23 protein-coding genes are annotated in these 24,722 nt (G+C 66.7%); 11 read left to right on the top strand and 12 right to left on the bottom strand.

Translation table 11 applies throughout. The features are described 5' to 3' along the window. The first annotated feature begins 4 nt into the window (after window positions 1-4). The 3 genes from ACGLHS_RS23385 (at window position 5) to ACGLHS_RS23375 (ending at window position 4,648) form a co-directional block, all read left to right on the top strand. Window positions 5-3,217 carry a CusA/CzcA family heavy metal efflux RND transporter gene (locus tag ACGLHS_RS23385; RefSeq protein ID WP_394483675.1) on the top strand — a complete coding sequence of 1,071 codons (3,213 nt, stop codon included), beginning with the start codon at window positions 5-7 and terminating at the stop codon, window positions 3,215-3,217. Then, entirely contained in the window at window positions 3,207-4,118 is a 912-nt protein-coding gene (locus ACGLHS_RS23380; protein ID WP_093239225.1) for a cation diffusion facilitator family transporter, read from the top strand. The genes ACGLHS_RS23385 and ACGLHS_RS23380 overlap by 11 nt, the downstream gene beginning before the upstream one ends. 149 nt (window positions 4,119-4,267) lie before the next feature. After that, window positions 4,268-4,648 (top strand): hypothetical protein, encoded by a 381-nt coding sequence (locus tag ACGLHS_RS23375; RefSeq protein ID WP_394483673.1) that lies wholly within the window; start codon window positions 4,268-4,270, stop codon window positions 4,646-4,648. A 51-nt stretch (window positions 4,649-4,699) separates the two neighbouring features. On the opposite strand, the gene mog is transcribed toward ACGLHS_RS23375, so the two are convergent. After that, window positions 4,700-5,248: a molybdopterin adenylyltransferase gene (mog, locus tag ACGLHS_RS23370; RefSeq protein WP_394484332.1), complete on the bottom strand. Its 549-nt coding sequence runs from the start codon at window positions 5,246-5,248 to the stop codon at window positions 4,700-4,702. Between the two features lie 175 nt (window positions 5,249-5,423). Then, complete coding sequence (gene yjgA, locus ACGLHS_RS23365; RefSeq protein ID WP_093239230.1) at window positions 5,424-6,080, bottom strand: ribosome biogenesis factor YjgA; 657 nt, start codon at window positions 6,078-6,080, stop codon at window positions 5,424-5,426. 96 nt (window positions 6,081-6,176) lie between these two features. Between yjgA and pmbA the strand changes: the two genes are divergently transcribed. Both pmbA and ACGLHS_RS23355 read left to right on the top strand, forming a co-directional pair. Continuing rightward, a complete protein-coding gene (pmbA, locus tag ACGLHS_RS23360) occupies window positions 6,177-7,547 on the top strand; it encodes a metalloprotease PmbA (RefSeq protein ID WP_394484330.1) in 1,371 nt (456 codons plus the stop codon). A gap of 76 nt (window positions 7,548-7,623) precedes the next feature. After that, the gene (locus tag ACGLHS_RS23355; RefSeq protein WP_394483671.1) at window positions 7,624-8,574 is read left to right on the top strand and encodes a helix-turn-helix domain-containing protein; all 951 of its coding nucleotides are present in this window, start codon (window positions 7,624-7,626) and stop codon (window positions 8,572-8,574) included. Between the two features lie 33 nt (window positions 8,575-8,607). Here the strand turns inward: ACGLHS_RS23355 and ACGLHS_RS23350 are convergent, their stop codons facing one another. The 3 genes from ACGLHS_RS23350 to ACGLHS_RS23340 form a co-directional block, all read right to left on the bottom strand. Continuing rightward, window positions 8,608-9,837 (bottom strand): MFS transporter, encoded by a 1,230-nt coding sequence (locus ACGLHS_RS23350; protein ID WP_394483669.1) that lies wholly within the window; start codon window positions 9,835-9,837, stop codon window positions 8,608-8,610. Between the two features lie 26 nt (window positions 9,838-9,863). Continuing rightward, the gene (locus ACGLHS_RS23345; protein ID WP_394483667.1) at window positions 9,864-10,727 is read right to left on the bottom strand and encodes an alpha/beta fold hydrolase; all 864 of its coding nucleotides are present in this window, start codon (window positions 10,725-10,727) and stop codon (window positions 9,864-9,866) included. Window positions 10,728-10,917: 190 nt separating this feature from the next. Then, the gene (locus ACGLHS_RS23340; RefSeq protein WP_394483665.1) at window positions 10,918-12,657 is read right to left on the bottom strand and encodes a M4 family metallopeptidase; all 1,740 of its coding nucleotides are present in this window, start codon (window positions 12,655-12,657) and stop codon (window positions 10,918-10,920) included. Window positions 12,658-13,087: 430 nt separating this feature from the next. Between ACGLHS_RS23340 and ACGLHS_RS23335 the strand changes: the two genes are divergently transcribed. Genes ACGLHS_RS23335 through ACGLHS_RS23315 form a run of 5 tightly spaced genes read left to right on the top strand, consistent with a single transcriptional unit; the run spans window position 13,088 to window position 18,332 of the window. Further along, window positions 13,088-14,374 (top strand): ABC transporter substrate-binding protein, encoded by a 1,287-nt coding sequence (locus ACGLHS_RS23335; RefSeq protein ID WP_394483663.1) that lies wholly within the window; start codon window positions 13,088-13,090, stop codon window positions 14,372-14,374. After that, window positions 14,374-15,252, top strand: a complete 879-nt coding sequence (locus ACGLHS_RS23330) for a carbohydrate ABC transporter permease (protein ID WP_394483661.1) — start codon at window positions 14,374-14,376, stop codon at window positions 15,250-15,252. Before ACGLHS_RS23335 ends, ACGLHS_RS23330 begins: the two co-directional genes overlap by 1 nt. Next, window positions 15,249-16,091 carry a carbohydrate ABC transporter permease gene (locus ACGLHS_RS23325; RefSeq protein ID WP_093239481.1) on the top strand — a complete coding sequence of 281 codons (843 nt, stop codon included), beginning with the start codon at window positions 15,249-15,251 and terminating at the stop codon, window positions 16,089-16,091. Before ACGLHS_RS23330 ends, ACGLHS_RS23325 begins: the two co-directional genes overlap by 4 nt. A gap of 32 nt (window positions 16,092-16,123) precedes the next feature. Beyond that, window positions 16,124-17,239 carry an ABC transporter ATP-binding protein gene (locus ACGLHS_RS23320; RefSeq protein ID WP_394483658.1) on the top strand — a complete coding sequence of 372 codons (1,116 nt, stop codon included), beginning with the start codon at window positions 16,124-16,126 and terminating at the stop codon, window positions 17,237-17,239. Between the two features lie 40 nt (window positions 17,240-17,279). Continuing rightward, window positions 17,280-18,332: an NAD(P)-dependent alcohol dehydrogenase gene (locus ACGLHS_RS23315; RefSeq protein WP_394483656.1), complete on the top strand. Its 1,053-nt coding sequence runs from the start codon at window positions 17,280-17,282 to the stop codon at window positions 18,330-18,332. Between the two features lie 62 nt (window positions 18,333-18,394). On the opposite strand, the gene ACGLHS_RS23310 is transcribed toward ACGLHS_RS23315, so the two are convergent. Further along, window positions 18,395-19,303, bottom strand: a complete 909-nt coding sequence (locus ACGLHS_RS23310; RefSeq protein ID WP_394483654.1) for a LysR family transcriptional regulator — start codon at window positions 19,301-19,303, stop codon at window positions 18,395-18,397. 101 nt (window positions 19,304-19,404) lie between these two features. On the opposite strand from ACGLHS_RS23310, the gene ACGLHS_RS23305 reads away from it, so the two are divergent. Beyond that, window positions 19,405-20,160 carry a sulfite exporter TauE/SafE family protein gene (locus ACGLHS_RS23305; protein ID WP_394483653.1) on the top strand — a complete coding sequence of 252 codons (756 nt, stop codon included), beginning with the start codon at window positions 19,405-19,407 and terminating at the stop codon, window positions 20,158-20,160. Between the two features lie 13 nt (window positions 20,161-20,173). Here ACGLHS_RS23305 and ACGLHS_RS23300 read toward each other — a convergent pair whose 3' ends face one another. The 6 genes from ACGLHS_RS23300 to ACGLHS_RS23275 all read right to left on the bottom strand — a co-directional run bounded on the left by ACGLHS_RS23300 (window position 20,174) and on the right by ACGLHS_RS23275 (window position 24,676). Further along, window positions 20,174-20,647 carry an NUDIX domain-containing protein gene (locus tag ACGLHS_RS23300; RefSeq protein ID WP_394483651.1) on the bottom strand — a complete coding sequence of 158 codons (474 nt, stop codon included), beginning with the start codon at window positions 20,645-20,647 and terminating at the stop codon, window positions 20,174-20,176. After that, a complete protein-coding gene (locus ACGLHS_RS23295; RefSeq protein ID WP_093239249.1) occupies window positions 20,647-21,096 on the bottom strand; it encodes a GatB/YqeY domain-containing protein in 450 nt (149 codons plus the stop codon). Before ACGLHS_RS23295 ends, ACGLHS_RS23300 begins: the two co-directional genes overlap by 1 nt. Before the next feature lie 109 nt (window positions 21,097-21,205). Then, window positions 21,206-21,418 (bottom strand): 30S ribosomal protein S21, encoded by a 213-nt coding sequence (gene rpsU, locus ACGLHS_RS23290; RefSeq protein WP_007833691.1) that lies wholly within the window; start codon window positions 21,416-21,418, stop codon window positions 21,206-21,208. Between the two features lie 111 nt (window positions 21,419-21,529). Beyond that, window positions 21,530-22,774 (bottom strand): NAD(P)/FAD-dependent oxidoreductase, encoded by a 1,245-nt coding sequence (locus tag ACGLHS_RS23285; protein WP_394483649.1) that lies wholly within the window; start codon window positions 22,772-22,774, stop codon window positions 21,530-21,532. After that, entirely contained in the window at window positions 22,764-23,552 is a 789-nt protein-coding gene (locus ACGLHS_RS23280) for a YaeF family permuted papain-like enzyme (protein WP_093239252.1), read from the bottom strand. The genes ACGLHS_RS23285 and ACGLHS_RS23280 overlap by 11 nt, the downstream gene beginning before the upstream one ends. Then, window positions 23,552-24,676: a sterol desaturase family protein gene (locus ACGLHS_RS23275; protein ID WP_093239254.1), complete on the bottom strand. Its 1,125-nt coding sequence runs from the start codon at window positions 24,674-24,676 to the stop codon at window positions 23,552-23,554. The genes ACGLHS_RS23280 and ACGLHS_RS23275 overlap by 1 nt, the downstream gene beginning before the upstream one ends. Window positions 24,677-24,722 lie beyond the last annotated feature (46 nt).

Genomic DNA, 24,722 nt, shown 5'->3' with positions numbered 1-24,722 from the left:
CCGCATGTTCGAACGAATCATCCGCTTCTCGATAGAGCAGCGCTGGCTGATCCTGCTGGCCGTGCTCGGCATGGCTGCGCTCGGCGTCTTCAGCTACCAGAAGCTGCCCATCGACGCGGTGCCCGACATCACCAACGTGCAGGTGCAGATCAACACCGCCGCGCCCGGCTACTCGCCGCTGGAGGCGGAGCAGCGCGTGACCTACCCGATCGAAACCGTCATGGCCGGCCTGCCCGGTTTGCAACAGACCCGTTCGCTCTCGCGCTACGGCCTGTCGCAGGTGACGGTGATCTTCGAGGACGGCACCGACATCTACTTCGCGCGGCAGCTCGTCAACGAGCGCATCCAGTCGGCGCGCGAGAAGATGCCGCGCGGCGTGTCGCCCGTGATCGGACCCATCTCGACCGGCCTGGGCGAGATCTACCTGTGGACCGTCGAGGCCGAGGAGGGCGCGAAGAAGGCCGACGGCAAGCCCTACACCCCGACCGACCTGCGCGAGATCCAGGACTGGATCATCAAGCCGCAGCTGCGCAACGTGACGGGCGTGACCGAAATCAACTCCATCGGCGGCTACGCCAAGGAGTTCCAGATCGCACCCGACCCGGCCAAGCTGCTGGCCCACGGCCTCACCATGACCGACCTGGTCACCGCGCTGGAGCGCAACAACGCCAACGTGGGCGCGGGCTACATCGAAAAGCGCGGCGAGCAATACCTCATTCGCGCGCCGGGGCAGGTCAAGTCGGCGGAAGACATCGGCAACGTGATCCTGGGCAATGCCAACGGCGTGCCGCTGCGCGTGCAGGACGTGGCCGAGGTCGGCATCGGCAAGGAACTGCGCACGGGCGCCGCCACCGACAACGGCCGCGAGGTCGTGCTGGGCACGGTGTTCATGCTGATCGGCGAGAACAGCCGCACCGTGTCGCAGGCCGTCGACAAGAAGATGCAGGAGATCAACCGCACGCTGCCCGCCGGCGTGAAGGCCGTGACGGTGTACGACCGCACGGTGCTGGTCGACAAGGCCATCGCCACGGTCAAGAAGAACCTGTTCGAGGGCGCGGTGCTGGTCATCGCGATCCTGTTCCTGTTCCTCGGCAACATCCGCGCGGCGCTGATCACCGCGCTGGTGATCCCGCTGTCGATGCTCTTCACCTTCACCGGCATGGTGAACCAGAAGATCAGCGCCAACCTCATGAGCCTGGGCGCGCTCGACTTCGGCATCATCATCGACGGGGCGGTGGTGATCGTCGAGAACTGCGTGCGAAGGCTGGCCCATGCGCAGGCCAAGTATGGAAGGCCGCTCACGCGCAGCGAGCGCTTTCATGAAGTGTTCGCGGCCTCGCAGGAGGCACGGCGCCCGCTGCTGTTCGGCCAGCTCATCATCATGATCGTGTACCTGCCGATCTTTGCGCTCACGGGCGTGGAGGGCAAGCTGTTCCACCCGATGGCCTTCACGGTGGTGATCGCGTTGCTGGGCGCGATGATCCTGTCGATCACCTTCATTCCTGCGGCCGTGGCGCTGTTCATCGGCAACAAGGTCGGCGAAAAGGAAAACCGCCTGATGCAGTGGGCCAAACGGGGCTACGAGCCGCTGCTGACGCGCGTGATGAACGCCAAGCCGTTTGTCATCACCACGGCCGTGGTGGCGGTGCTGCTGTCGGGCCTGCTGGCCACGCGCCTGGGCACGGAGTTCGTGCCCAGCCTGAGCGAGGGCGACTTCGCGATTCAGGCACTGCGCATTCCGGGCACCAGCCTCACGCAGTCGGTCGAGATGCAAAAGCAGCTCGAACGCACGCTGAAAGAAAAGTTTCCGGAGATCGAGCGCGTGTTCGCGCGCACCGGCACGGCCGAGATCGCGTCGGACCCGATGCCGCCGAACATCTCCGACGGCTACATCATGCTCAAGCCCGAGAGCGAATGGCCCAAGCCAAAGCGCACGCGCGCCGAGATTCTTGCGGCCGTGCAGGAAGAAGTCGAGAAGCTGCCGGGCAACAACTACGAGTTCTCGCAGCCGATCCAGTTGCGCTTCAACGAGCTGATCTCGGGTGTGCGCAGCGACGTGGCCGTGAAGATCTTCGGCGACGACATGGACGTGCTCAACAAGACCGCGACCGAGGTCTCTGGCGTGCTGGGCAAGATCGCCGGCGCCGCCGAAGTGAAGGTCGAGCAGACCACGGGTCTACCGATGCTCACCGTGAACATCGACCGCAGCAAGACCGCGCGCTACGGCCTCAACGTGGGCGATGTGCAGGACGCGATTTCCATCGCGGTGGGCGGGCGCGAGTCCGGCACGCTGTTCGACGGCGACCGTCGCTTCGACATCATCGTGCGCCTGCCCGAGAACTTGCGCACCGACCTGGAGGCCATCAAGCGCCTGCCGGTGGCGTTGCCCAAGGGCGCGGGCTCGGAGGCTCTGCGCACCAGCTTCATCCCGCTGGGCGAAGTCGCCACGCTGGAGCTGGCACCGGGTCCGAACCAGGTGAGCCGCGAGAACGGCAAGCGCCGCATCGTGGTGAGCGCGAACGTGCGCGGCCGCGACCTCGGCTCCTTCGTGGCCGAAGCTGAAGAGGCGATGCGCAATGTGACCATTCCCACCGGCTACTGGACCGTGTGGGGCGGCCAGTACGAAAACCTCGCCTCGGCCACCCAGCGCCTGCAGGTGGTGGTGCCGGTGTCGCTGCTGCTGGTGTTCACGCTGCTGTTCGCGATGTTCGGCAACCTCAAGGACGGGCTGCTGGTGTTCACCGGCATTCCGTTCGCGCTCACGGGCGGCATCGTGGCGCTATGGATGCGGGGCATTCCGCTGTCGATCTCGGCGGCAGTGGGCTTCATCGCGCTGTCGGGCGTGGCGGTGCTCAACGGGCTGGTGATGATCTCGTTCATCCGCAACCTGCGCGAAGGCGGCCTGCCGCTCGATGCGGCGATCCGCGAAGGCGCGCTCACCCGCCTGCGGCCGGTGCTGATGACCGCGCTGGTCGCGTCGCTGGGCTTCGTGCCGATGGCGATCGCCACCGGCACGGGCGCCGAAGTGCAGCGGCCACTGGCCACGGTGGTGATCGGCGGTATCCTGTCGTCGACCGCGCTGACGCTGCTGGTGCTTCCGCTGCTCTACCGCATTGCGCACCGGCGCGACGAAGACGAGGTGCAGGAGGAGGCGAGCGAAGACCGGAGCCACGGCGCGCCACTCGATCCTTCACTGCGGGGTTCCCATGGCACATGAGCATTCACACGCTGTCGGTGGCAATGAAAAGGCACTGCGCATCGCGCTGCTGCTGACGGGGACCTACCTCGTGGCCGAGGTGATCGGCGGGCTGGTCTCGGGCAGCCTGGCGCTGCTGTCCGATGCGGCCCACATGTTCACCGACACCGTGGCGCTGGCCATCTCGCTCACGGCCATCTGGATCGGCAAGCGGCCGGCCGACAAGCGGCGCACCTTCGGCTACTACCGCTTCGAGATCCTCGCGGCGGTGCTCAACGCGGTGCTGCTGTTCTTCGTGGCGATCTACGTGCTGTACGAGGCCTACCGGCGCATCTCGGCGCCGGCCGAGATCCAGTCGACCATGATGCTGGTGGTGGCCATCGGCGGGCTGATCGTCAACCTCATCGGCATGCGGCTGCTGGCGTCCGGCAAGGACGAAAGCCTCAACGTGAAGGGCGCGTACCTGGAGGTGTGGGCCGACATGCTGGGCTCGGTCGGCGTGATCGTCGGTGCGCTGGTGATCCGCTTCACGGGCTGGGCCTGGGTCGACTCGGTGATCGCGGTGGCCATCGGCCTGTGGGTGCTGCCGCGCACCTGGCGGCTGTTGCGCGAGAGCCTGAACGTGCTGCTCGAAGGCGTGCCCGACGACGTCGACCTGCCCGAGGTCGAGCGTGCGCTGGCCGGCAGCGCGGGCGTGGCGAGCCTGCACGACCTGCACGTGTGGGCGCTGTCCAGCGGCAAGGTGAGCCTGAGCGTGCACGTGGTGTGCACGCCCGAGGTGGGCGACATGGCGCCGCTGATGCTGCAGTTGCGCGCGATGCTGGCCGAGAAATTCGACATTCACCATTCGACGGTGCAGGTCGAGCGCGTGCCGTGCGAGCAGGCGGCCGACAGCCACGGGTTCGGGCCGGCGCTGGCCTGAGCGCGAACCTGGCCGCATCGATCAGCGGTTTCTGCGGCGAGAATCCGGTGGGTCGCGGCCTTCCGCAAGATGCATGAATCTGCGTTGGAAGAGGGCATGTCTCGTTGTGCATGCAACGGGCTGGCGGCCCGATTCACAACGACAGATCGATGGGCAACTACAACCAATCTTCAACCGGGGCGCGCAGGACGGAAGCACCGCCCCAGCAACGCCGAAGGGTCCATGGCGGCTCGGCGTCGCAGCCGCCGATGGCCTTGTTCGATGCCGCCGCGCATGCCGCCCCCGCGCCTCGCGAGCCCCGTGTCCGAACCTGGCGGTCGACGCTGGTCGGCGCGGCCATCGGTATGGGCATCGTCCTGGCGTTTGCCATGAAGTGGCTCATGAGCTACCAGATCGACAGCGCGGAAGCGCGCCGCGTGCAGCAGAAAGCCATGCGGGCGGCCGCCGCGCATTGCTATGAGCAGACGTCGAACGCGGCGATCAATGCCTGCCTGAAGGACGTCGAGGCCCGGAGCGCTCCGGCGCCATGAAAAAAGGGGGCCTTCGCCCCCGTCTCTTGTCTTCGCCGGAGGCCGTTCGCCTCAGCGTGAGCGGATTGCCGACTTCGGCCTGAAGGCCTTGCAGACCGTGTCGTCGGTTTCCAGGTACGGTCCGCCGATCAGGTCGATGCAATAAGGCACCGCCGCAAAGATGCCCGGCACGAGCTGCGTACCGTCCGCATCCTTCAGCCCTTCGAGCGTCTCCGCGATCGACTTCGGCTGCCCCGGCAGGTTGATGATCAGGCTCTTGTCGCGGATCACCGCCACCTGGCGCGACAGGATCGCGGTCGGCACGAAGCGCAGGCTGATCTGGCGCATCTGTTCGCCGAAGCCGGGCATTTCCTTGTGGGCGACGGCCAGCGTGGCTTCGGGCGTCACGTCCCGCAGGGCGGGGCCGGTGCCGCCGGTGGTGAGCACCAGCGAGCAGCCGGCGTCGACCAGCTCGATCAGCGCGGCGCTGATGCCGGCGGCCTCGTCCGGAATCAGGCGGGGCTCGAATTCGATCGGGTTCTTCAGCGCCCGGCCGAGCCATTCCTTCAGCGAGGGCAGGCCCTTGTCTTCGTAGGTGCCGCTCGATGCGCGGTCGCTGATGGAGACGATGCCGATGCGGACAGGGTCGAACGCGCTCATGGTCTTGCGCCTTCCCCTTCCGGGGGAAGGTGGGGATGGGGGCTCTCGGCCTTCGATGAAGCACTGCGCACGATCAGAGGCCGTCGTGCCCCCACCTCGGCCCTCCCCCGGAAGGGGAGGGAGAAAGACAGGGGGTTCATGCGTCCTCTTCCCGGTCTTGTGCAGCCGCTGCCGCCGCATGGTCGGCACCGCCATGCACCGCCAGTTGCGCACGCACCAGCTGGAAGATCTCGCGGTAGGCCTTGCCCTGGCGCGGCGCTTCGCCGGCGGGGCCGGTCTTCATGTCCTTGCGGGCCTGGCGCACCAGCGCGCGCAGCTGTTGGGAGTCGGTGGCGGGGTGGGTTTCGATCCAGCCGCCGAGTGCGTCGTCGTCGGCAATGAGGCGGTCGCGCCAGCGCTCGGCTTCGTGCAGCGCGGCGGTTTCGGCGGCCGGCACGGTGTTCTGCTCGGTCAGGGCGAGCTTGACGGCTTCCAGCACCTCGGGCTCAAGCTTGCGCATCAGCTTGCCGATGAACTGCATCTGGCGGCGCTTGCCCTCGAAATTGGTGATGCGCTTGGCCTCGGCAATGGCGTCGACCAGCTTTTCGTCCAGCGGAAGGGCATCGAACAGGGCGGCACGCAGGGTGAGAAGCTCGGTGCCGAGTTTTTGCAGTTCGTCGCTCTCGCGCTTGAGGTCGGTGCGGCTGGCATCGTCGGTGCCCTTGAGCTCGCGCTTGAGTTCAAGGTCGAGTTCACTGCCTTCGGCAACGAACTGGCCACGGACGAAATAGCCTTTTTTGGGTTTGCGGGACATGGAGTTGGATTCTGGGCCGCACCGTGCGGCGTTGCAATGTGCGCAACAGACAGTGGGAAAACGAGAAATAGGGGGCGCAAGTATCATAGCCACCACATGACGACATCCTCCTCGCGCGCCGATTCCGGCTTCGCCTACAGCCGCTCCTTCTTCGAAAACCTGGTCGACACCGCCTTGGCGCATGCCAAGAAGCTCGGTGCCACCGACGCCGGGGCCGAGGCCTCCGAGGGCTGCGGCCTGAGCGTGTCGGTGCGCAAGGGCGAGCTGGAAAACGTCGAGCGCAACCGCGACAAGTCGCTCGGCATCACGGTCTACGTGGGCCACCGCCGCGGCAACGCCAGCACCTCCGACTTCTCCGAAGCCGCCATCAAGCAGACCGTGCAGGCGGCCTACGACATCGCCCGCTTCACGGCCGAAGACCCGGTGAGCGGCCTGCCCGACGAGGAAGACATCGCCAAGGACTACCCCGAGCTCGACCTGTTCCACCCCTGGGACGTGACGAGCGAACAGGCCGCCAGGCTGGCGCTGGAGTGCGAAGAGGCCGCCCTGTCGACCGACAAGCGCATCACCAACAGCGAAGGCGCCGGCGTCTCGGCCCAGCAGAGCCATTTCTTCAGCGCCCACACGCACGGCTTTCGCGGCGGTTATGCCAGCTCGCGGCATTCGATCTCGGTGGCGCCCATCGCCGGCAAGGGCGACGGAATGCAGCGCGACGCCTGGTACAGCTCGATGCGCGCCGCCGACGAACTGGCCAGCCCGCAGGCCGTGGGCCGCTACGCCGCCGAACGGGCACTGAGCCGCCTGAAGTCGCGCAAGATCAAGACCACCGAATGCCCGGTGCTGTTCGAGTCGCCCCTGGCCGTGGGCCTGCTGGGCGGGCTGGTGCAGGCGGTGAGCGGCGGTGCGCTCTATCGCAAGAGCACCTTCCTGCTCGATTCGCTGGGCAAGCCCGTGCTGCCCAAGCACATCGACATTGCCGAAGACCCGCACATCCTGCGCGGCAAGGGCAGCTCGCCCTTCGACGACGAAGGCGTGGTCACCCGCGCGCGCAAGGTGGTCGATGCCGGCCGGCTCGAAGGCTACTTTCTCTCGACGTACTCGGCCCGCAAGCTGGGCATGAAGACCACCGGCAACGCCGGCGGCTCGCACAACCTGACGCTCAGCTCGCGCCTGACGAAGCACACCGACGACCTCGACGAGATGCTTGCCAAGCTGGGCACCGGCCTTTTCGTGATCGAGCTGATGGGGCAGGGCGTGAACTACGTGACCGGCGACTACTCGCGCGGTGCCAGCGGCTTCTGGGTCGAGAAGGGCAAGATCGCCTTCCCGGTGCAGGAGATCACCATTGCCGGCAACCTCAAGGACATGCTGATGGGCATTGAAGCCATCGGCGCGGATGCCTACACTTTCGGTGCCAAGACCACGGGGTCGGTGCTGGTGAACCGCATGAAGGTGGCCGGCGCCTGAGCCGGCGCCACAGCCCACTGCGATTGCGGCGCTGACCCGAAAGACCCCGGCTTCGTTTCAGGCAGGGACATTCAGGATGAGCAGACAGCACGCCGCACGCAAACCCGAACTCGAGCACGAACTGCTGCGCGACCCGCGGCTGGGCTTCGAGCCGGCACGCGGCGGTTCGGTGCGGTGCCTGCACCACGGTGTGCCCTGGCCCTTCGACTGCTGGCACTACCACGACGAGTACGAGCTGCAGTGCATCAACCGCAGCAGCGGCGATGCCTTCGTCGGCAACCACATCGGCCGTTTCGAGCCGGGCTACGTGGCGTTGGTGGGCGCGCGGCTGCCGCACACCTGGATCTCGCACGACGTGCCGCCCGAGGGCATTGCCGAGCGCAGCATGGTCATCCACTTTCGTGACGAGCCGCTGCGCAAGGGCGTGGGCCTGTTCTCCGAGCTGGAGGCGGTGGTGCCGCTGCTCGACCGGGCCCGGCTCGGCGTCGAATTCTTCGGCATCGGCGACCTGGTGCGCGAGCGCTTCCGGCGCGTGCAGGCGCAGGAGGGCATGGCGCGGCTTTCCGAGTTCATCGGCCTGCTGCACGAGCTGGCCAACTGGCCCGACTGGCGGCAGATTTCCAGCGCCGCCGAGCCGGCGGGCGAAGACCCGAGCGCCAACACCCGCATGCGCCGCGTACTCGACTACCTCGACCAGCACCTGACGGAAGAGCTTTCGCTGCCGGCCGTGTGCGCCGTGGCCAACATGGCCGAGAGCAGCTTCTCGCGCTACTTCCACAAGCACATGGGCGCCACCTTCACCGACTTCGTCACGCGCCTGCGCATCGCCAAGGCCTGCGAGATGCTGCAGGTGTCCGACCAGCTGGTGAGCGACATCTGCTACGAGGTGGGCTTCTCGAACCTGGCGAATTTCAACCGGCGCTTTCTGCAGCTCAAGGGCATGACGCCCTCGGCCTATCGGCATCAGGCGCAGGACCGCTTCGGCTTGCGCACGGCGCAGAACACGCCGCTCGCGACCACGGCCTGAACCTGCACCGCCGCGGCAGCAGCGGCAGCGGCCTCAGGGTCTTGAATCCTCCGGCGTCAGGTGCCGGGTCATCGCCCAGAACACCAGCGCGAGCCCACTGACGAGCGCTCCCGCCGCGCAGACGCCGTTCCAGCCCGCATGGGCGTACACCATCGTCGAGGCCATCGACCCGGTGGCCGAGCCGATGGAATAGAAGATCATGTAGCCGCCGGTCAGCCGGCTCTGGGCCTCCGGCCGCACGCGATAGATCAGGCTCTGGTTGGCCACGTGCACCGACTGCAGCCCGAAGTCGATCATGACCACGCCGGCCACCATCGCCCAGATGGACCACGGCAACAAGGCGATGAGCGCCCACGACAGCAGCATCGCCGCCAGCCCGATGCCGGTGATGCGCTGCGCGCGTCCGCGGTCCGACTGACGGCCCGCTCGCGCGGCACCCAGGACGCCGGCAACGCCCGCCAGGCCGAACAGGCCCACCTGCGTGTGCGAGAGCGAGAACGGCGGCGCCGTCAGCGGCAGCACCATCGGCGTGAGCATCATCGTGATGGCCATGAAGATCAGCATCGCGAGCACCGAGCGGACCCGCAGCACCGGCTCCTGCGCGAAGAGCGTGAACACCGAGCGGATCAGCTGCAGGTACGACATGCCCGTGGCCGGCCGCGCGTGCCTCGGAAGCGCCATCCACAGCAGCCCAGACACCACCAGCGTGGCCGCCGCGGACGCGAGGTACACCGCGCGCCAGCCGAACAGATCCGACAGGCTGCCCGAGACGGCACGCGCCAGCAGGATGCCGAGGATGATGCCGCTGGTGACGGTGCTGACCATACGCCCGCGCTCGCCCGGCGGGGCCATGCTCGCTGCGTAGGCGACCAGCACCTGCGTCACGACCGCCAGCACGCCCACGGCGGCCATGGCCGGCAACAGGATCGCCGCGCGCGGCGCCAGCGCGACGCACAGCAATGCGACCACCGACAGCAGCAACTGCCCGACGATCAATCGCCGCCGGTCGATCAGGTCGCCCAGCGGCACGACCAGCAGGAGCCCCAGGCCATAGCCGACCTGGGTGATGGTGACGACTGCGCCGACCGTGGCGGGCCGGATGCCGAAGGTGTCGGCCAGTGTGTCCAGCAGCGGCTGGGCGTAGTAGACGTTGGCCACCGCGAGTCCGCAGGCGACTGCGAACAGCAGTGCCAGCGCACCCGATATCGATGGCGCGGGGCAGCGATGGGCCTCGGCCGTTGCCGAGTCGACGTTCAAGTCCATGGCGATGTTTCCTGGCGGCGCGGACTTCAGGCGCTCAGCGCATCGTGGAAATGCGCGATGTGAACGGCGATGGCTTCCCCGAGCTCTTCGAGCGCGAAATGGCCGGTGTCGAGCAGCTTGAAGTCGACCCGCTTGAGATCGCGTTGGTAAGGGTAGGCACCTGACGGCGGAAAGATCGCGTCGTTGGCGCCCCAGACGACCAGCATCGGCGGCTGGTACTGGCGGAAGTAGGCCTGCCAGACGGGGTAGAGCGGCAGGTTGTTCTTGTAGTCGTACAGCAGCGCGGCCATCGCATCCTTGTTGCCGGGGCGTGCCAGCAGGGCGCGCTGCAGCAGCCAGCTGTCGGGGGCGATGCGTTCCACGTCCTTCACGCCGTGGGTGTAGTTCCATGCCAGGGCCTCGTCCGACATGGCGGCTTCGCGGACCCTGGCGTAGTTGGCCGTCGACGGGTCTTTCCACAACGCGCGGGCCAGCCCCCAGAAGTTGTCCGGCAGGCCTTCCTCGTAGGCATTGGCGTTCTGCACCACCAGAAAGTCGATCCTGTCCGGCCGGTGCGTGGCCAGCCGGAATCCGACCGGGCCACCGAAGTCCTGCATGTAGAGGCCGTAACTCTTGAGGCCGAGTTGGTCGACGAGCTTGCCGACGACGTCCGAGAGGTTGTCGAAGGTGTAGTTGAACTCCGCGACCGACGGCGCCTCGCTGTGCCCGAAGCCGGGGTAGTCCGGTGCGATGACGTGGAAGCGGTGGGCCAGTCGCTCGATCAGTTCCCGGTACATGAAGGACGAGGCCGGAAAGCCGTGCAGCAGGAGCAGGGCCGGCAGCGCGGGGTCGCCTGCCTCGCGGTAGAAGATCTTCAGGCCGTCGATGGTGGTGGTGCGGTAGTGGGTCATGGAACGTGCGGCGGTGGCCGGCTGTGGTTGCAAAAAAAGACCAGATGAATTCTAGTGATCTGGTTTTATATTGCAACCAATGAGGGCAAAGCCATGCCGCAAGCATGCGTCGTACACGTCGCACGCGCGTTCCGACGAAAGCCGGCGCAATGCCGCGCCGGCTTCCGCTTCATCGCATCACATCAGGAGGTCATTGCACCGACACCGCGCTCCACGCGCGGGCGACGGCCGCCTGCTCCGCCGAGTTGGCACCGTACAGGTCGGTGGCCGCGCGGATCGATGCCGCGCGGGCATTCGGGTAGGTCGAGCTGGAGTTCAGGTACACCGTCAGCGCGCGGTACCAGATCCTGCCGGCCTTGTCGCGCCCGATGCCTGCAAGGCTTGTATCGCCGTTGCACACCAGGTCGCTCTTCGCCAGCCTGCTTTCGCCCGTGGGCACCACCGCGCCTTCGGCCAGCAGGTAGAAGAAGCGGTTGCCCACGCCGGACGTGAGGTGCGGGTCGTGCCGGGGATTCACCTGCGTGCTCTTGAAGCCGCCCTGCGGATAGCAGACGTACGAGCGCCCGTCGACGTCCTGCTTGTACATCTTGCGCAGGCCGCCGGCCAGGATCCGCGCGCCGATGACGTAGTTGCCCGGATCGTTCGCGTTGTTCGCGTAGAACTTGACGAGGGTGCCGAAGATGTCGGAGTTCGCTTCATTCAGGCCGCCAGCGTCGCGCGAGTAGGCCAGGTTCGCGGTGGCCTGGTTCACGCCGTGGCTCATCTCGTGCCCGGCGACGTCGATGGACACCACCGGCTTCGGCAGCGCGGTGCCTGCCTCGCCGTCGCCGTAGGCCATCATGCGGCCCTCGCTCAGCCATGCGGCATTCGCGCCCGTGGTGGAACCGTCCTGGTTGAGGAACAGCACGTGCGCGTAGCTCTGCACGCCCTTGCCGTCGTTGAAGATGCCGTTGCGGCCGTGGGTGTCCTTGTAGTAGTCCCAGGTCTTGGCCAGGCCGTAGTTGATGTCGACCGCGACGGTCTTGCGGTCGGTGGTGGTGCCGTTGCCCCACTTGTTGTCGGGGCTGGTGAAGGGCGCCAGGTCGGGCGAGTCCGCAAGGTCGGTGTACACCGCGTCGCGCCCGTCGATCACTTCGCCGCCGCCGCGCGTCGGGTCGACCATGCGATAGGCGTTGTTGCCGGTCTGGTCGGTGGCGATCTGCAGGTCGCCGTAGTAGAGCGACTTGCCGGTGCCCATCGCAGCCGCGGTGTGCACGAGGTCTTCGGCGTCCAGCAGCTTGCCGTCGCGCGCGTCGACGTAGTAGACGACGGCGCTTCCGTGCGCCGCGGTGGCCCTGCCGTACACGCGCACCGCATAGGCAAGCACCGGTGTCTCGTCGCGCGCGAAGACGACGAGCTCGGGCGTGCCGTAGCGCATCACCGCGCTGGCAAAGCTCTGCGCGGCAATGCTCTTTGCGCGCTCGGCGCCGATGTCGGGCGCGTTCTGGATCACGGTGCGCCCGCCGGCCTTGCCCAGCGTCTCGGGCAGGCGGATGGCGCTCTTTTGCGTCAGGTCGGACTGGAGCAGCCGGCCCTGGCTCGAATGCACGATCACGTCGCCGCCGATCACGCGCAGGCCGTCGTGATAGCGGTCGAAGCGCACGTGCTCGGTGCCGTCCTTGTCCACGATCACGTCGCGTGCCTTGAACTGATCGCCACTGCCAGGCAGTGCCGGCTTGGCGGCCGCACCGGATGCCATCGACCGGCCCGAGGGCGAGGAGGGTGACGGCGAGGCCGCAGGGGGCGCCGCGACGTTGAAGTTCGACGGGTTGCTCTGGATCAACGCCAGTGCGCGGTCGACGGCTGCCTGTCGGTCCGCCTCGGCGGCGAAGGCGACATGACCCGCCACGGTCAGCAGGGCGACAACGAGAACTCTGAGTCTGGTTTTCATAGGCATTCCACAAAAGGTGATGTAAGGGGTAGACACATACCGGCCCGACCGCCGCTTGTGGCAGCGGTCATTGGCCGCGTGCATTACAGCCGGGATGCCATGGAGCGTCGATACGTGGGAAGTAGTCGATACCGCAGGTTTTCTGCGCGCGCGCGTGCGGCCTTCACACCTTCGTTTTGCTATCGATACGAAGGAGGTACAGGCGCGATGGAAGGGAACTGCATCGGGCAAACCCTATGCGGTTTGCCCACACCGCGAGGCGACCGATACGCATCTGCCTCCGGCAAAACCCCGAGCCGGGTGGTCATGAAAATACCAGCGCTCCGGCTCGCGTGTACGCGGCACCGCGCTGCCGGTGCCTACGCTTCGTGCCACCTGTTCCTGCCGCGATTTGCCGGCAATCCACGACAGGCTCAAAGGAGACGAAGCGATGGCTGTTCAAGAAAACCGGCACCGGATGGTGGGCTGCGCGATGCTGATCGCGGCACTGGGCGCATGGGGCGGCGCGGCCCAGGCCCAACAGGTCTGCAAGGAGGACGTGCGCGTCCTGTCCCAGCCCCGTGACGGGCTGACCCTGCTCGAGAAGTACAAGGACGAGTTCAAGGCCCTGAGCGGCGTCTCGTTCAACATCGACAACCTCAACGAGAACGACCGCCGCACCAAGACGCGCGCCGACGCCTCGACCGTCGGCAAGTACAACGTGTACTACGTCGACGAGGCCAACGTGCCGCTGTTCGCGCAGTCCAAGTGGATCGTGCCGCTGGCCAAGTACTACCCGGCGGACTACGACTACGCCGACTTCGACCCGGGCCGCCAGAAGGTCGCGACCTTCGCCGGCCAGGCGTGGTTCGCGCCGCTCACCGGTGGCGGCGACCTGCTGGTCTACCGCAAGGACCTGCTCGAGAAGGCCGGCGTGAAGCCGCCGACCACGCTCGACGAATTCGTCGCCGCCGCGAAGAAGCTCAACGACCCTGCCAACGGCGTCTACGGCGTGGCCCTGCGCGGCCAGCGCGGCTCGGGCGCCAACGTGTGGCGCTGGATGCCGTTCTTCCGCGGCTATGGCGGCCAATGGTTCGACGGCGACAAGCCGGTCTTCAACTCGCCCGCCGCGGTGAAGGCCACGCAGACCTACCTCGAACTGTTCAAGTACTCGGCGCCCGGCACCAAGACCGGCGGCTGGGACGAATCCACCGGTGCCTTCCTGGCGGGCAAGGTCGCGATGCTGGTCGAGTCGACGCCGCTGGCCGGCAATGCGCTCGACCCCAAGATGTCGACCGTGATCGGCAAGGTCGCCTACCTGCCGCCACCCACGCCGCTGACCGGCGGCGGCTACGGCCACGGCCTGGCCATCGGCACCAAGGCCAACAAGACCGAAGAGGCGAAGCAGTGCGCGGGTCTCTTCATCGCCTGGGCCACTTCGAAGAAGCAGGAGCAGCGCCGCCTTGCCGAAGGCCAGTTCGGCGAACTCAACCGCACCAGCGTGCTGGGCAGCCCCGAGTTCGCCAAGCGCTATGGCGCTGACCTGGGCAAGGCATTGGCCGACACCGGCAAGGTCACGGCCGTGAACTTCTGGCAGGACGCCGCATGGCCCGACCTCGGCGACCGCTGGGGGATCATCCTGGAAGAACTCATCACCGGCTCGCGCACCGACATCCAGGGCGGGCTCGACGAACTCGACGCCTACGCCAAGCAGCTGATCGCACGGCGCAAGAAGTAATGGCTGCAAGGGAGAGAAGAAAAACAAGGCTGCCGGTCGTCTTCATCGGGCCGGGCCTGCTGGTGCTGGCGGTCCTGGCGCTGGTGCCGACGCTGTTCGCGATCGGCATCTCGCTGCAGGACCGCGAGCTGGGCCAGGCCGATTCGGGCTGGGTCTGGTTCGCCAACTACATCCAGCTGTTTTCCGACCGGCGCTTCATCAACTCGGTGGGCGTGTCGCTCACCTGGGAAGTGGTGACGGTCAGCGCGACGATGGTGCTGGCGGTGCTGCTGGGCGTGTTGCTGTTCCAGTGCACCACGGCGCGTTGGCGCAACGTGCTGTGCATGCTGTTCATCGTGCCGGTGCTGCTGCCGCGAGTGTCGGCCGCCTTCGTGTGGAAGTTCGCCTTTCACCCGTTGTTCGGCCTGCTCACGTGGCCGTACAAGGCCATCACGGGCGAGCCGCTCGACCTCCTGGCCAACCCGCTCACCGCGCTGCTGACGGTGGCCTTCGTGGACGTGTGGCAGTGGGGCCTGTTCTTCGCGGTCATCGTGTTGAAGCTGCTCGAAACGCTGCCGCCGCAGCCTTTCGAGGCCGCGCGCATGGACCACGCGAAGACGTGGGAGGTCTACGCCTACGTCGCGCTGCCGATGCTGAAGGCGCCGCTCATCAGCCTGACCTTCGTGAAGATGGTCGAGTCGCTGCGGGCCTTCGACCTGATCTACGTCATGACGCGCGGCGGCCCGGGCATCTCGACCGAGACGCTGGACATGTATGCCTTCTCGCAGGGCTTCATCGAGTCGGGCCGCATCTCGTACGCATCGAGCATGGCGGTGCTGATGATGGTCGCCTCGACCGTGGCGTTCACCTACATCTGGAAATGGACGCGGCCCTCATGACCATCTCGAGAAAAAAACCGTTCTCTTTCGGCACGCTGCTCGCCCGGCTGGTGCTCGTCGGCGCCGGGCTCTCCGCGCTGGTGCCGGTGCTCTGGACCTTCCTCAACTCGTTCAAGAACCGGGTCGATATCGTCTCGGCCGTGCCGAAGTTCATCTTCACGCCGACGCTGGAGAACTACGTCTACGTGCTGAGCCGCGAAGCGGTGGCGCAGGGCTTGCTCAACTCGATCGTCGTGGTCGGTGCGGCCGTGGTAGCCGGTGCGGTGCTCGGGCTGCCCGCCGCCTACGCACTGGCGCGCTATCCGCTGCGCTGGGCCAACGACATCCAGTTCTTCGTGCTGTCGATGCGCTTCCTGCCGCCGGTGGCGGTGGCGATTCCGCTCATGGTCATCTGGCTGCAGCTGGAGCTGTACGACACCCGCTTCGCGCTGATCGTCACCTACACGCTGCTCACGCTCTCGACCGTGATCTGGCTCGCCATTCCCGCCTTCAAGGCCGTGCCCAAGGAAGTCGAAGAGGCGGGCCGCGTCGATGGCTACGGGCCCTACGCGATCTTCTTCAAGGTGGCGCTGCCCATTGCCGCGCGCTCGCTGCTCGGGGCCATCGCCTTCGGCTTCGTGCTGGTGTGGAACGAGTTCCTCATCGCGCTGATGCTCACCACGTCGGACGCGAAGACGCTGCCCATCGTGGCCTCGGAGCTGAGCCAGCTCGGGCGCGACGTGCCTTGGGGCATCTTGAACGCCTCGGTCATCTTGCTGTCGCTGCCGCCGCTCCTGATGGTCGGCGTGCTCAGCGGCTTCCTCAATGCGGCCTTCAAGCGCAAGCGCGACGCGGCCTGAGCCAGGCGATTCCTTTTTCTTCAAAGAACAACATGTCCGCAATCAGCTGTCACAACATCATCAAGCGCTATGGCGACACGCAGGTCGTCCACCCCTTCGACCTCGACGTGGCCGACAACGAGTTCGTCGTGTTCCTCGGCCCTTCGGGCTGCGGCAAGTCGACCATCCTGCGCATGCTCGCGGGCCTGGAAGACATCTCGGGTGGCGACCTGCTGATCGGCGGCCAGCGCGTGAACGACCTGCCGCCGCAGGAGCGTGGCATCGCCATGGTGTTCCAGAACTACGCGCTGTATCCGCACATGAGCGTGCGCGACAACATCGCCTTCGGGCTCAAGCGCCTGAAGGTGCCCAAGCCCGAGATCGACCTGCGCATCAAGGAGGTGTCGGACACGCTGGGCCTGGAGCGCTACCTGCAGCGCAAGCCCACCGAGCTGTCGGGCGGCCAGCAGCAGCGCGTGGCCATTGCGCGCGCCATGATCAAGACGCCGAAGGTGTTCTTGTTCGACGAGCCGCTGTCGAACCTCGATGCCAAGCTGCGCAACCACATGCGCATCGAGATCGCCAAGCTGCACCAGTCGCTGAAGACCACCACCGTTTACGTGACGCACGACCAGCACGAGGCCATGACGCTGGCCGACCGCATCGTGCTGCTGCGCGACGGGCGCATCGAGCAGGTCGGCTCCCCGCGCGAGATCTACGAGCGGCCGTGCTCGGCCTTCGTGGCCGGCTTCATCGGTACGCCGCCGATGAACCTCGTCGAGATGTCGGTGCGCGACGTGGGCGGGCATTTCGAGCTGGCCGGCGCAGGGGGCACGGTGCACGTGGACGCGCGCCGCTTCGCGCTCGCGGGCCGCGAGCGCGTCACGCTGGGCGTGCGGCCCGCGCACCTGCGTGTCGACACCGAAGGCGGCCGGGGCGGCGGCTTCTTCGGCGAGGTGCAGCTCATCGAATACCTCGGCAACGAAGTGCTGGTGAGCTTCGGCCCTGGCCAGAACAAGGAGGTCGACGAGATCGCCGCGCTGATGCCATCCGCGCAATGCCCGCGCGTGCGCGATCGCGTCGGCTTCGTCGCCGATCCGGCGCAGGTGCACCTGTTCGACATCGACACCGGCGCCTCGCTGCTGCGCAGCGACGCCGCTTTGCATTGACGCACCACACACCAATCCCAAGGACAACAGAAAGATGGAAATGAAAGCACTGGTTCTGGAAAAGGCGCACGAGCTCGCGCTGCGCGACATCGACGTGCCCCTGCACGTGGGCCCGCGCGACGTGAAGATCCGCATGCACACCGTGGGCGTGTGCGGCAGCGACGTGCACTACTACCAGCACGGCGGCATCGGCCCCTACATCGTGGACGCGCCCATGATCCTGGGCCACGAGGCCTCGGGCGTGGTGACGGAAGTGGGCGCCGAGGTCACGCACCTGAAGCCCGGCGACCGCGTTTGCATGGAGCCCGGCATTCCGCAGATGGATTCACGCGCCACCCTTGAAGGCATCTACAACCTCGACCCGGCCGTGCGCTTCTGGGCCACGCCGCCCATCCATGGCTGCCTCACGCCCTTCGTGGTGCACCCGGCCGCCTTCACCTTTCGCATGCCCGACAACGTGAGCTTCGGCGAGGGTGCCATCGTCGAGCCGCTGGCCATCGGCCTGCAGGCTGCGAAGAAGGCGGCGCTGAAGCCCGGCGACGTGGCGGTCGTCATCGGCGCCGGCACCATCGGTGCCATGACCGCATTGGCCGCACTCGCGGGTGGCGCGGCGCGCGTGATCCTGGCGGACCTCGTGCCCGAGAAGCTGGCGCTGTTCGCCGGCAACCCGGCCGTGACCACGGTCAACGTACGCGACGCGAACCTTGCCGAAACCGTGAAGGCCCTGACCGATGGTTGGGGCGCCAACGTGGTGTTCGAGGCCAGTGGCAGCGCACGCGCCTTCGACAACATCTTCGACCTGCTGTGCCCGGGCGGTTGCCTCGTGATGGTGGGCATCCCCGCAACCAAGGTGCCTTTCGATATCGTGGCGATCCAGGCGAAAGAGGTGCGCATCGAGTCGGTGTTCCGCTACGCCAACATCTTCCCGCGCGCGCTGGCGCTCATTGCGTCGGGGCAGGTCGATGTGAAGCCGTTCATCTCGCGCACCTTCGCGTTCGACGATGGCGTCCGGGCCTTTGAGGAGGCGGCCGCGGGCAGGGCGACCGATGTGAAGATCCAGATCGAGTTTCCGGAAGAGCCCGTGGCGGCCTGATTTCTTCGGCGTCCGTTCAACGTGTGCACCTCGCGCAAGGCGCGGTGCACCCGGGAGGCCTCTCACTTCTTCGTGAGGTCTTCCGGAGGCGCTGCAATCAGATGCTCCAGCATGCGCCGGGCATTGAGCGGCAGGTCTTCCGACGAGCGCACGCAGGCCATCAGCGTGCGTTCGGCCCAGGCATCGGTGAGCGAGGCCCGCGCGATCTTCATCGAACGGGCGCAACGTTCGGCCGCGGTCTGCGGCACGATGCCCACGCCGATGCCGTACTCGACCATGCGGCACACGGCCTCGAAGTTGCGAACCCGCACGCGGTAGGCCAGATGCTTGCCGAGCGCACGCACGTGCTGCGTGATCAACTGCTGCAGCGCACTGTCGGCGGGCAGGCCCACGAATTCGCTGTTGACCACATCGGCCAGTTGCACGCGCCGGCGCGCGGCCAGCGCGTGGCCGCGCGGCATGACCAGCACGAGGTCGTCGCGGCGAAAGGGATGGCATTCGAGGCCCTCGCTGTCGATGGCGTCGGAGACGATGCCGATGTCGCACAGGCCGCCTCGCAGCGCTTCCACGGTGTCGGGGCTGGCGCGTTCTTCGAGGTCGACCGAGATGCGCGGATGCTCCGCGAGAAAGCGGCTCAGCACCTCGGGCAGGTGCTCGGTCAGCGCCGAGGTGCCGCACATGAAGCGCACGTGGCCCTTCAGGCCCTGGCCGTACTCGCCGAGTTCGCCGCGGAGCCGCTCCATCTGCTGCAGCACGACGCGCGCATGGTGCAGCAGCGTGCGGCCGGCCTCGGTGGGGCGCACGCCCTGTGCGTGGCGGGTGAGCAGCGGCGTGCCGAGCGCGTCTTCCATGCCACGCACCCGCTGGCTGGCCGAGGCGAGCGTCATGTGCGAGCGCTGTGCGCCGGCAGTCAGGCTGCCGGCCTCGACGACGTGGAGGAAGAGCCGCAGGTCGGTGAGATCGAATCGCATGATGGGCCGCAAGGTAGCACGGCAGCCTCAGTCTGTGCCTGAGGCTGGCTGTGCGAGTTCCGCATTTTCAGGCGCGGCGCCGGTCGGCAGACTTCCCGGAAATGACGATTTCAAACGAATGGATGAGCCACTGGGCCGCGGCCGCCGCCGTCTTTCTGCTGGCTGGCGTGATCAAGGGCGTGATCGGACTGGGGCTGCCGACGGTGTCGATGGCGCTGCTCGCGCTGTGGATGGCGCCGGTGCGCGCGGCGGCGCTGCTGATCGTGCCGTCGCTGGTCACGAACATCTGGCAGACCGGGCCGCGGGCGACCTTCATGCCGGTGCTTCGGCGCATCGGCGGCATGCAGGTCGGGATCGTGGTGGGGACGCTGGGTGGCGCGCTGTGGCTCGGCGTGCCGGCTGGGGCGTGGGCTTCGGTGGCGCTCGGGGCGGCGCTGGTGGCTTACGCGCTCTGGGGACTGACCGGGCGACAATTGCATGTGCCGCCGGCGCATGAACGCTGGATGGGGCCATTGGTGGGCGCCGCGACGGGTCTGGTGACGGCGGTGACCGGCGTGTTCGTGGTGCCGGCGGTGCCTTATCTGCAGGCGCTGGGTTTCCAGCGCGATTCGCTGATCCAGGCGATGGGGATTTCGTTCACCACATCGACCGTGGTGCTGGCCATCGGGCTGGCGGGCAATGGGAGCTATCCAGCGTCGGCGGTGGGTGGATCGGTTGCGATGCTGGTGCCGGCCATCGTCGGCATGGTGTTCGGGACCTGGCTGCGGCAGCGGCTCTCGGTGGCGGTGTTCCGGCGCTGCTTCCTGATCGGGCTGGCGCTGCTGGGGCTGTACATGGCGGTTCGCGCCATGGCCTGAGTAGCCCCGGGGTTCAGGCCGCCTCGAGCAAGGCGGCGCGAACGCGCGCGATGGTCTGGCGGTAGGGCAGGGCGAAGTCTTCGATGGAGTCGCCGGCGTTGAGCCAACTGAACAGGAACACCAGGCCTTCTTCTTCGGGGCTGCCGGTGGCCGTGTGCTCGAAGGTTTCGGGCAGCGCGCTATCGGCGCGCATCAGGAACAGGTGCCACAGCTGCGGATGGCGGTGCGTGTTGCCTTCGACGCCGGCTTCGCATTCGCGATCGAGCGTGCCAAGGGAATGCAGCGCGCCGGCATAGGCGATGCCCGACTCTTCGAGCAGCTCGCGGCGCACCGCCACCTCGGGAGATTCGCCGGGCTCGATGGTGCCCTTGGGCAACTGCATGTTGCCGTCTTCGGGGTGGCGAAAGACCAGCAGCCGGCCCCTGGCGTCGACCAGGCAGGCGCAGGCCTTGGGGATCGTGACCGAGGGGTTGCTGCTGTCGCTCATCAGGCGCCCGACAGAGCGGCCTTGACCGCAGCGCTGACCTGGCCCATGTCGGCCTTGCCGGCCAGGCGGGTCTTGACCGCGCCCATCACCTTGCCCATGTCGCCGGGGCCCGAGGCGCCCAGTTCGGCCACGATGGCCTTCACTTCGGTGGCGACTTCTTCGGCGCTCATGCGCTGGGGCAGGTAGACCTCGAGCACCTTGATCTCGGCGCTTTCCTTGTCGGCCAGGTCGGCACGGCCACCGGTGGTGAACGCGGCGATCGAGTCCTTGCGCTGCTTGACCATCTTGTCGACGATGGCGATGACCATGGCGTCGTCGAGCTCGACGCGCTCGTCGACTTCCTTTTGCTTCAGCGCGGCCAGCAGCAGGCGGATGGTGCCCAGGCGTTCGGAGTCCTTGGCCCGCATCGCGGTCTTCATGTCTTCGGTGATCTGTTCTTTGAGGGTCATTGGGGATCCTTTGGAAAAAACAAAAGCCGCGGCAGGTTTCCCTGGCGCGGCCGTAGCAACCGGGCGCTGGCGGTGACTTGCGTCAAAGGCCAGCCGCCTTGGGGCTTGCTCAGTACAGCTTCTTGGGGAGCTGCATGCTCCGCACGCGCTTGTAGTGGCGCTTGACGGCGGCTGCCTTCTTGCGCTTGCGCTCGGCCGTCGGCTTTTCGTAGAACTCGCGGGCGCGCAGGTCGGTCAGCAGGCCGAGCTTTTCGATGGTGCGCTTGAAGCGACGCAGAGCGACGTCGAAGGGCTCGTTTTCTTTAACGCGGATGGTGGTCATTGATGATTCGTTGAACTGAAGTTGGCTCAGGGAGATCGAGGCCCAAAGCCGGGGTTCCTCAACTGAAAAATTTTTGCGGCCGTTGAGGGAAGGCCAAAAGTTAGCCCGCGATTATAGCGCGGTTGCGCACGCATGGGCGCTAGCCCATGCCCATTGAAAGTTGTATCCGCCCAACCAACCCGTCACATCGACCACTTCGCCGATGAAAAACAGGCCCGGCTGCTTCGATTCCATGGTCTGGGAAGACAGGTCGCGGGTGTCGACGCCGCCTGCGGTGACTTCGGCCTTCTTGTAGCCCTCGGTGCCGCTCGGGGTGATCTGCCAGCGGGCGATCCGCTCGGAAAGCGCCGCGAGCGCCTTGTCGGCCGCCTCGTTGACGGGGCGCTGCAGGGCCGGGTCTTGCCCGACCCAGGCGTCCGCCAGCCGGGAGGGCACGAGCGTGGCGAGTTCGTTGGCGATGCGCTTCTTCGAACGGAGCTTTGCCTCGCCCAGGGCTTCGGCCACGTCCACGCCGGGTGCGAAATCGAGGGTCAAAGGGGTTCCGGGCTTCCAGTAGCTCGAAATCTGCAGCACCGCCGGGCCCGAGAGGCCCCGGTGGGTGAAGAGCAGGTCTTCGAGGAAGGCCATCTTTTCCTTCTTTGCACCGGTCTCGATCCGCACCGGCAGGGCCAGGCCGGCCAGTTCGGCGTAGGGCGCCCAGGCGTCGCCGCCGAAAGTCAGCGGCACCAGCGCCGGCCGGGGCGTGACGACGCGCAAGCCGAACTGCTCGGCGATGCGGTAGCCGAAGTCGCTGGCGCCGATCTGCGGAATCGACAGGCCGCCGGTGGCAACCACGATCTTCGGGGTCTCGATGAAACCTCGATTGCTATCTATTTGATAGCTTCCGGCGACCGTTTCATCAGCGGATGGGGCAGAAAATGCGATCTTCCCCAATTTGCACGGCTGCCAGCGCTCGACGCCGCCGGCGTCGCATTCGGCCAACAGCATGTCGACGATCTGCTGCGAGGAGCCGTCGCAGAACAGCTGCCCCTTGTGCTTTTCGTGGAAAGCGATGCCGTGCTTCTGCACCAGATCGATGAACTGCTGGGGCGCGTAGCGCGACAGGGCGGAGCGGCAGAAATTCGGGTTGTCGCCGATGAAGTGCCGTTGCGGCGCGCGCACGTCGAGGTCGCGGTTGGTGAAGTTGGCGCGGCCGCCGCCCGAGATGCGGATCTTCTCGCCGACTTTTTCGCTGTGATCGACCAGCAGCACCTTGAGCCCGCGCTGGCCGGCCACGCCGGCGCAGAACAGCCCGGCGGCGCCGGCGCCGATCACGACGACGTCGAATTGAACGGGCGCGCTCAAGTCAGGGACCATCCGACGCCAGCACCGGCGGCGGGTTGTACTTCAGGTGGCCGATGTAGCGCAGCGGCTGCGTCGCGGCAATCGAGGGCACGTCGCCTTCGCGCATGTGCAGCAGGTCGGCCGGGCTCACCCAGCGCGGATCGGCGCTGGTGATCGGCAAGCCGGCCTGCCTGTAGGCCTCGAGCACGAACTGCGAGCAGAAGAACTGGTCGTTGCGGCTCGCGCCCAGCTGCACCATGGCCATGCCGCTCATGCAGAAACTGCTGACCGAGGCCGGTACCAGCGGCAACTCGCACAGGCGGCGATTCAGCACGAACGGTGCATTGAGCAGCACGCCCACGGTGTTGTAGCGTGCGCCGACCTGCGACAGCGCCCAGGCGCGCATGCGCGCCGCGCTGTCGGCATCGACACCGGGCACGCGAAAGGCCACGACCATCTGTTCTTCGTCCACCACCTCGGCCAGCGGCCGCGCGCGCACGCCCGTGCCCACGGCTTCGGCGATCTGCCCGTCGCCCAGGTAGAGCACCGCATGGCTCACCGGCGAGAAGGTGCCCAGCCGGATGCCGAAGGAATTGACCGTGGCGATCGAGGTCAGCAGGATGTCGCCGGGCTCCAGCGCATCGGCCGCGATGAGTTCGCCGCCGTTGCCCGGCGCGATGACCGAGCTTTGCACCCGCAGGCGCAGGCCCGCGTCCTTGGTGGGCAGTTCGAGGCGTGTGGCGCAGGCCGTGAGCAGCAGGGCGGCGCCCGCGGCGAGGACGACCGCGGCGGTCTTGAGAGCGGCGCGCATCATCCCTTCCAGACGAACGGAAACTTCAGCTGCTTGAAGAAGCCGTTGGGCACGTAGTCGCCCAGCACGCCGTACTTTTCGGGCCAGAGCTTGGTGCTCTTGACGGCGGTGCCGAAGAGGTAGTCGAGGAAGGCGTAGTGCGCCGCGTAGTTCTTGTCGAGCGCTTCCTGGTCCTGGCTGTGGTGCCAGTGGTGGAAGTTGGGCGTCACGATGATGTAGCGCAGCGGCCCGAGCCGCACGCTCACGTTGCAGTGGTTGAACACGGCCTGGAAGCCGACCACCACGATGTAGGCGTCGATCACTTCCTTGCTGAAGCCCAGCACGTAGATGGGTGCGAGCACCAGCGTGCGCGTGATCAGCAGCTCGAGGATGTGCTGGCGCGAGCCCGCCATCCAGTCCATGCTTTTGACGCTGTGGTGTACCGCGTGCAGGCGCCACAGCACCGGCACCTCGTGGTATGCGCGGTGCGTCCAGTACTGCACGAGATCGGCCACCAGGATGATCGACAGCAGGCCGGCCCAGAACGGCAGGTTGCCGATCCAGCCGCGGATGCCGTCGTTGGCGGCCCAGCCGAAGAGCTTGTGCACCAGCAGGTTGGTGGCCAGCAGCACGAAGCCCACGATCATGTGGTTCACCACGAAGTGATGGAAGTCGGTCTGCCACTCCTCGCGGAACACCGGCTGGTCTTTGCGCAGCGCGAACAGCTTCTCGATGAAGATGAAGATCAGCGACGAGCCCAGCAGGTCGAGGATGAACCAGTCCAGGCCGATGTACGGCGTGTGGTCTGCGAAGTCGTGCACCGGCACCTTGTGCCCGCCCAGCAGCGCCGAGGACGCCACCAGCAGGAAGGCCGCCGACGAGAGCCAGCGCGACCGGTTGAAGATGATGTTGACCAGCGACAGCCCGCCCGAGATCACCAGGGCCACCAGCAGGATGTAGCGCATGACGTCGACGTTGTAGCTCTTGCGCAACTCCGGCGTGGTCAGGTACTGCGGAAAGTGGAAGGCCAGTACACCCAGAAAACACAGGATGCCCAGGCTCAGCGCAATCGTTCCTGTGACCAGCCCCTGGCCGCGGCGCAGTTCGCCGTGGCTTTCCGTGAATTCATTGAGTTTCTCGAGCACTTTTCCCCTCTATTTGTTTCTTTTGCGGATGTAAGAATCCGCACAC

It is taken from the genome of Variovorax sp. VaC1 (assembly GCF_043658315.1).
Lineage (GTDB): Bacteria > Pseudomonadota > Gammaproteobacteria > Burkholderiales > Burkholderiaceae_C > Variovorax.
Note: the sequence above shows the minus strand (reverse complement) of the source record. Positions and strands in the feature narration are given on the sequence as shown.

Coding starts and splice junctions, on each gene's coding strand:
- ACGLHS_RS23385 (WP_394483675.1), top strand. CDS start 5: ATGTTCGAACGAATCATCCGCTTCTCGATAGAGCAGCGCTGGCTGATC.
- ACGLHS_RS23380 (WP_093239225.1), top strand. CDS start 3,207: ATGGCACATGAGCATTCACACGCTGTCGGTGGCAATGAAAAGGCACTG.
- ACGLHS_RS23375 (WP_394483673.1), top strand. CDS start 4,268: ATGGGCAACTACAACCAATCTTCAACCGGGGCGCGCAGGACGGAAGCA.
- yjgA (WP_093239230.1), bottom strand. CDS start 6,080: ATGTCCCGCAAACCCAAAAAAGGCTATTTCGTCCGTGGCCAGTTCGTT.
- pmbA (WP_394484330.1), top strand. CDS start 6,177: ATGACGACATCCTCCTCGCGCGCCGATTCCGGCTTCGCCTACAGCCGC.
- ACGLHS_RS23355 (WP_394483671.1), top strand. CDS start 7,624: ATGAGCAGACAGCACGCCGCACGCAAACCCGAACTCGAGCACGAACTG.
- ACGLHS_RS23350 (WP_394483669.1), bottom strand. CDS start 9,837: ATGGACTTGAACGTCGACTCGGCAACGGCCGAGGCCCATCGCTGCCCC.
- ACGLHS_RS23345 (WP_394483667.1), bottom strand. CDS start 10,727: ATGACCCACTACCGCACCACCACCATCGACGGCCTGAAGATCTTCTAC.
- ACGLHS_RS23340 (WP_394483665.1), bottom strand. CDS start 12,657: ATGAAAACCAGACTCAGAGTTCTCGTTGTCGCCCTGCTGACCGTGGCG.
- ACGLHS_RS23335 (WP_394483663.1), top strand. CDS start 13,088: ATGGCTGTTCAAGAAAACCGGCACCGGATGGTGGGCTGCGCGATGCTG.
- ACGLHS_RS23330 (WP_394483661.1), top strand. CDS start 14,374: ATGGCTGCAAGGGAGAGAAGAAAAACAAGGCTGCCGGTCGTCTTCATC.
- ACGLHS_RS23325 (WP_093239481.1), top strand. CDS start 15,249: ATGACCATCTCGAGAAAAAAACCGTTCTCTTTCGGCACGCTGCTCGCC.
- ACGLHS_RS23320 (WP_394483658.1), top strand. CDS start 16,124: ATGTCCGCAATCAGCTGTCACAACATCATCAAGCGCTATGGCGACACG.
- ACGLHS_RS23315 (WP_394483656.1), top strand. CDS start 17,280: ATGAAAGCACTGGTTCTGGAAAAGGCGCACGAGCTCGCGCTGCGCGAC.
- ACGLHS_RS23310 (WP_394483654.1), bottom strand. CDS start 19,303: ATGCGATTCGATCTCACCGACCTGCGGCTCTTCCTCCACGTCGTCGAG.
- ACGLHS_RS23305 (WP_394483653.1), top strand. CDS start 19,405: ATGACGATTTCAAACGAATGGATGAGCCACTGGGCCGCGGCCGCCGCC.
- ACGLHS_RS23300 (WP_394483651.1), bottom strand. CDS start 20,647: ATGAGCGACAGCAGCAACCCCTCGGTCACGATCCCCAAGGCCTGCGCC.
- ACGLHS_RS23295 (WP_093239249.1), bottom strand. CDS start 21,096: ATGACCCTCAAAGAACAGATCACCGAAGACATGAAGACCGCGATGCGG.
- rpsU (WP_007833691.1), bottom strand. CDS start 21,418: ATGACCACCATCCGCGTTAAAGAAAACGAGCCCTTCGACGTCGCTCTG.
- ACGLHS_RS23285 (WP_394483649.1), bottom strand. CDS start 22,774: ATGGTCCCTGACTTGAGCGCGCCCGTTCAATTCGACGTCGTCGTGATC.
- ACGLHS_RS23280 (WP_093239252.1), bottom strand. CDS start 23,552: ATGCGCGCCGCTCTCAAGACCGCCGCGGTCGTCCTCGCCGCGGGCGCC.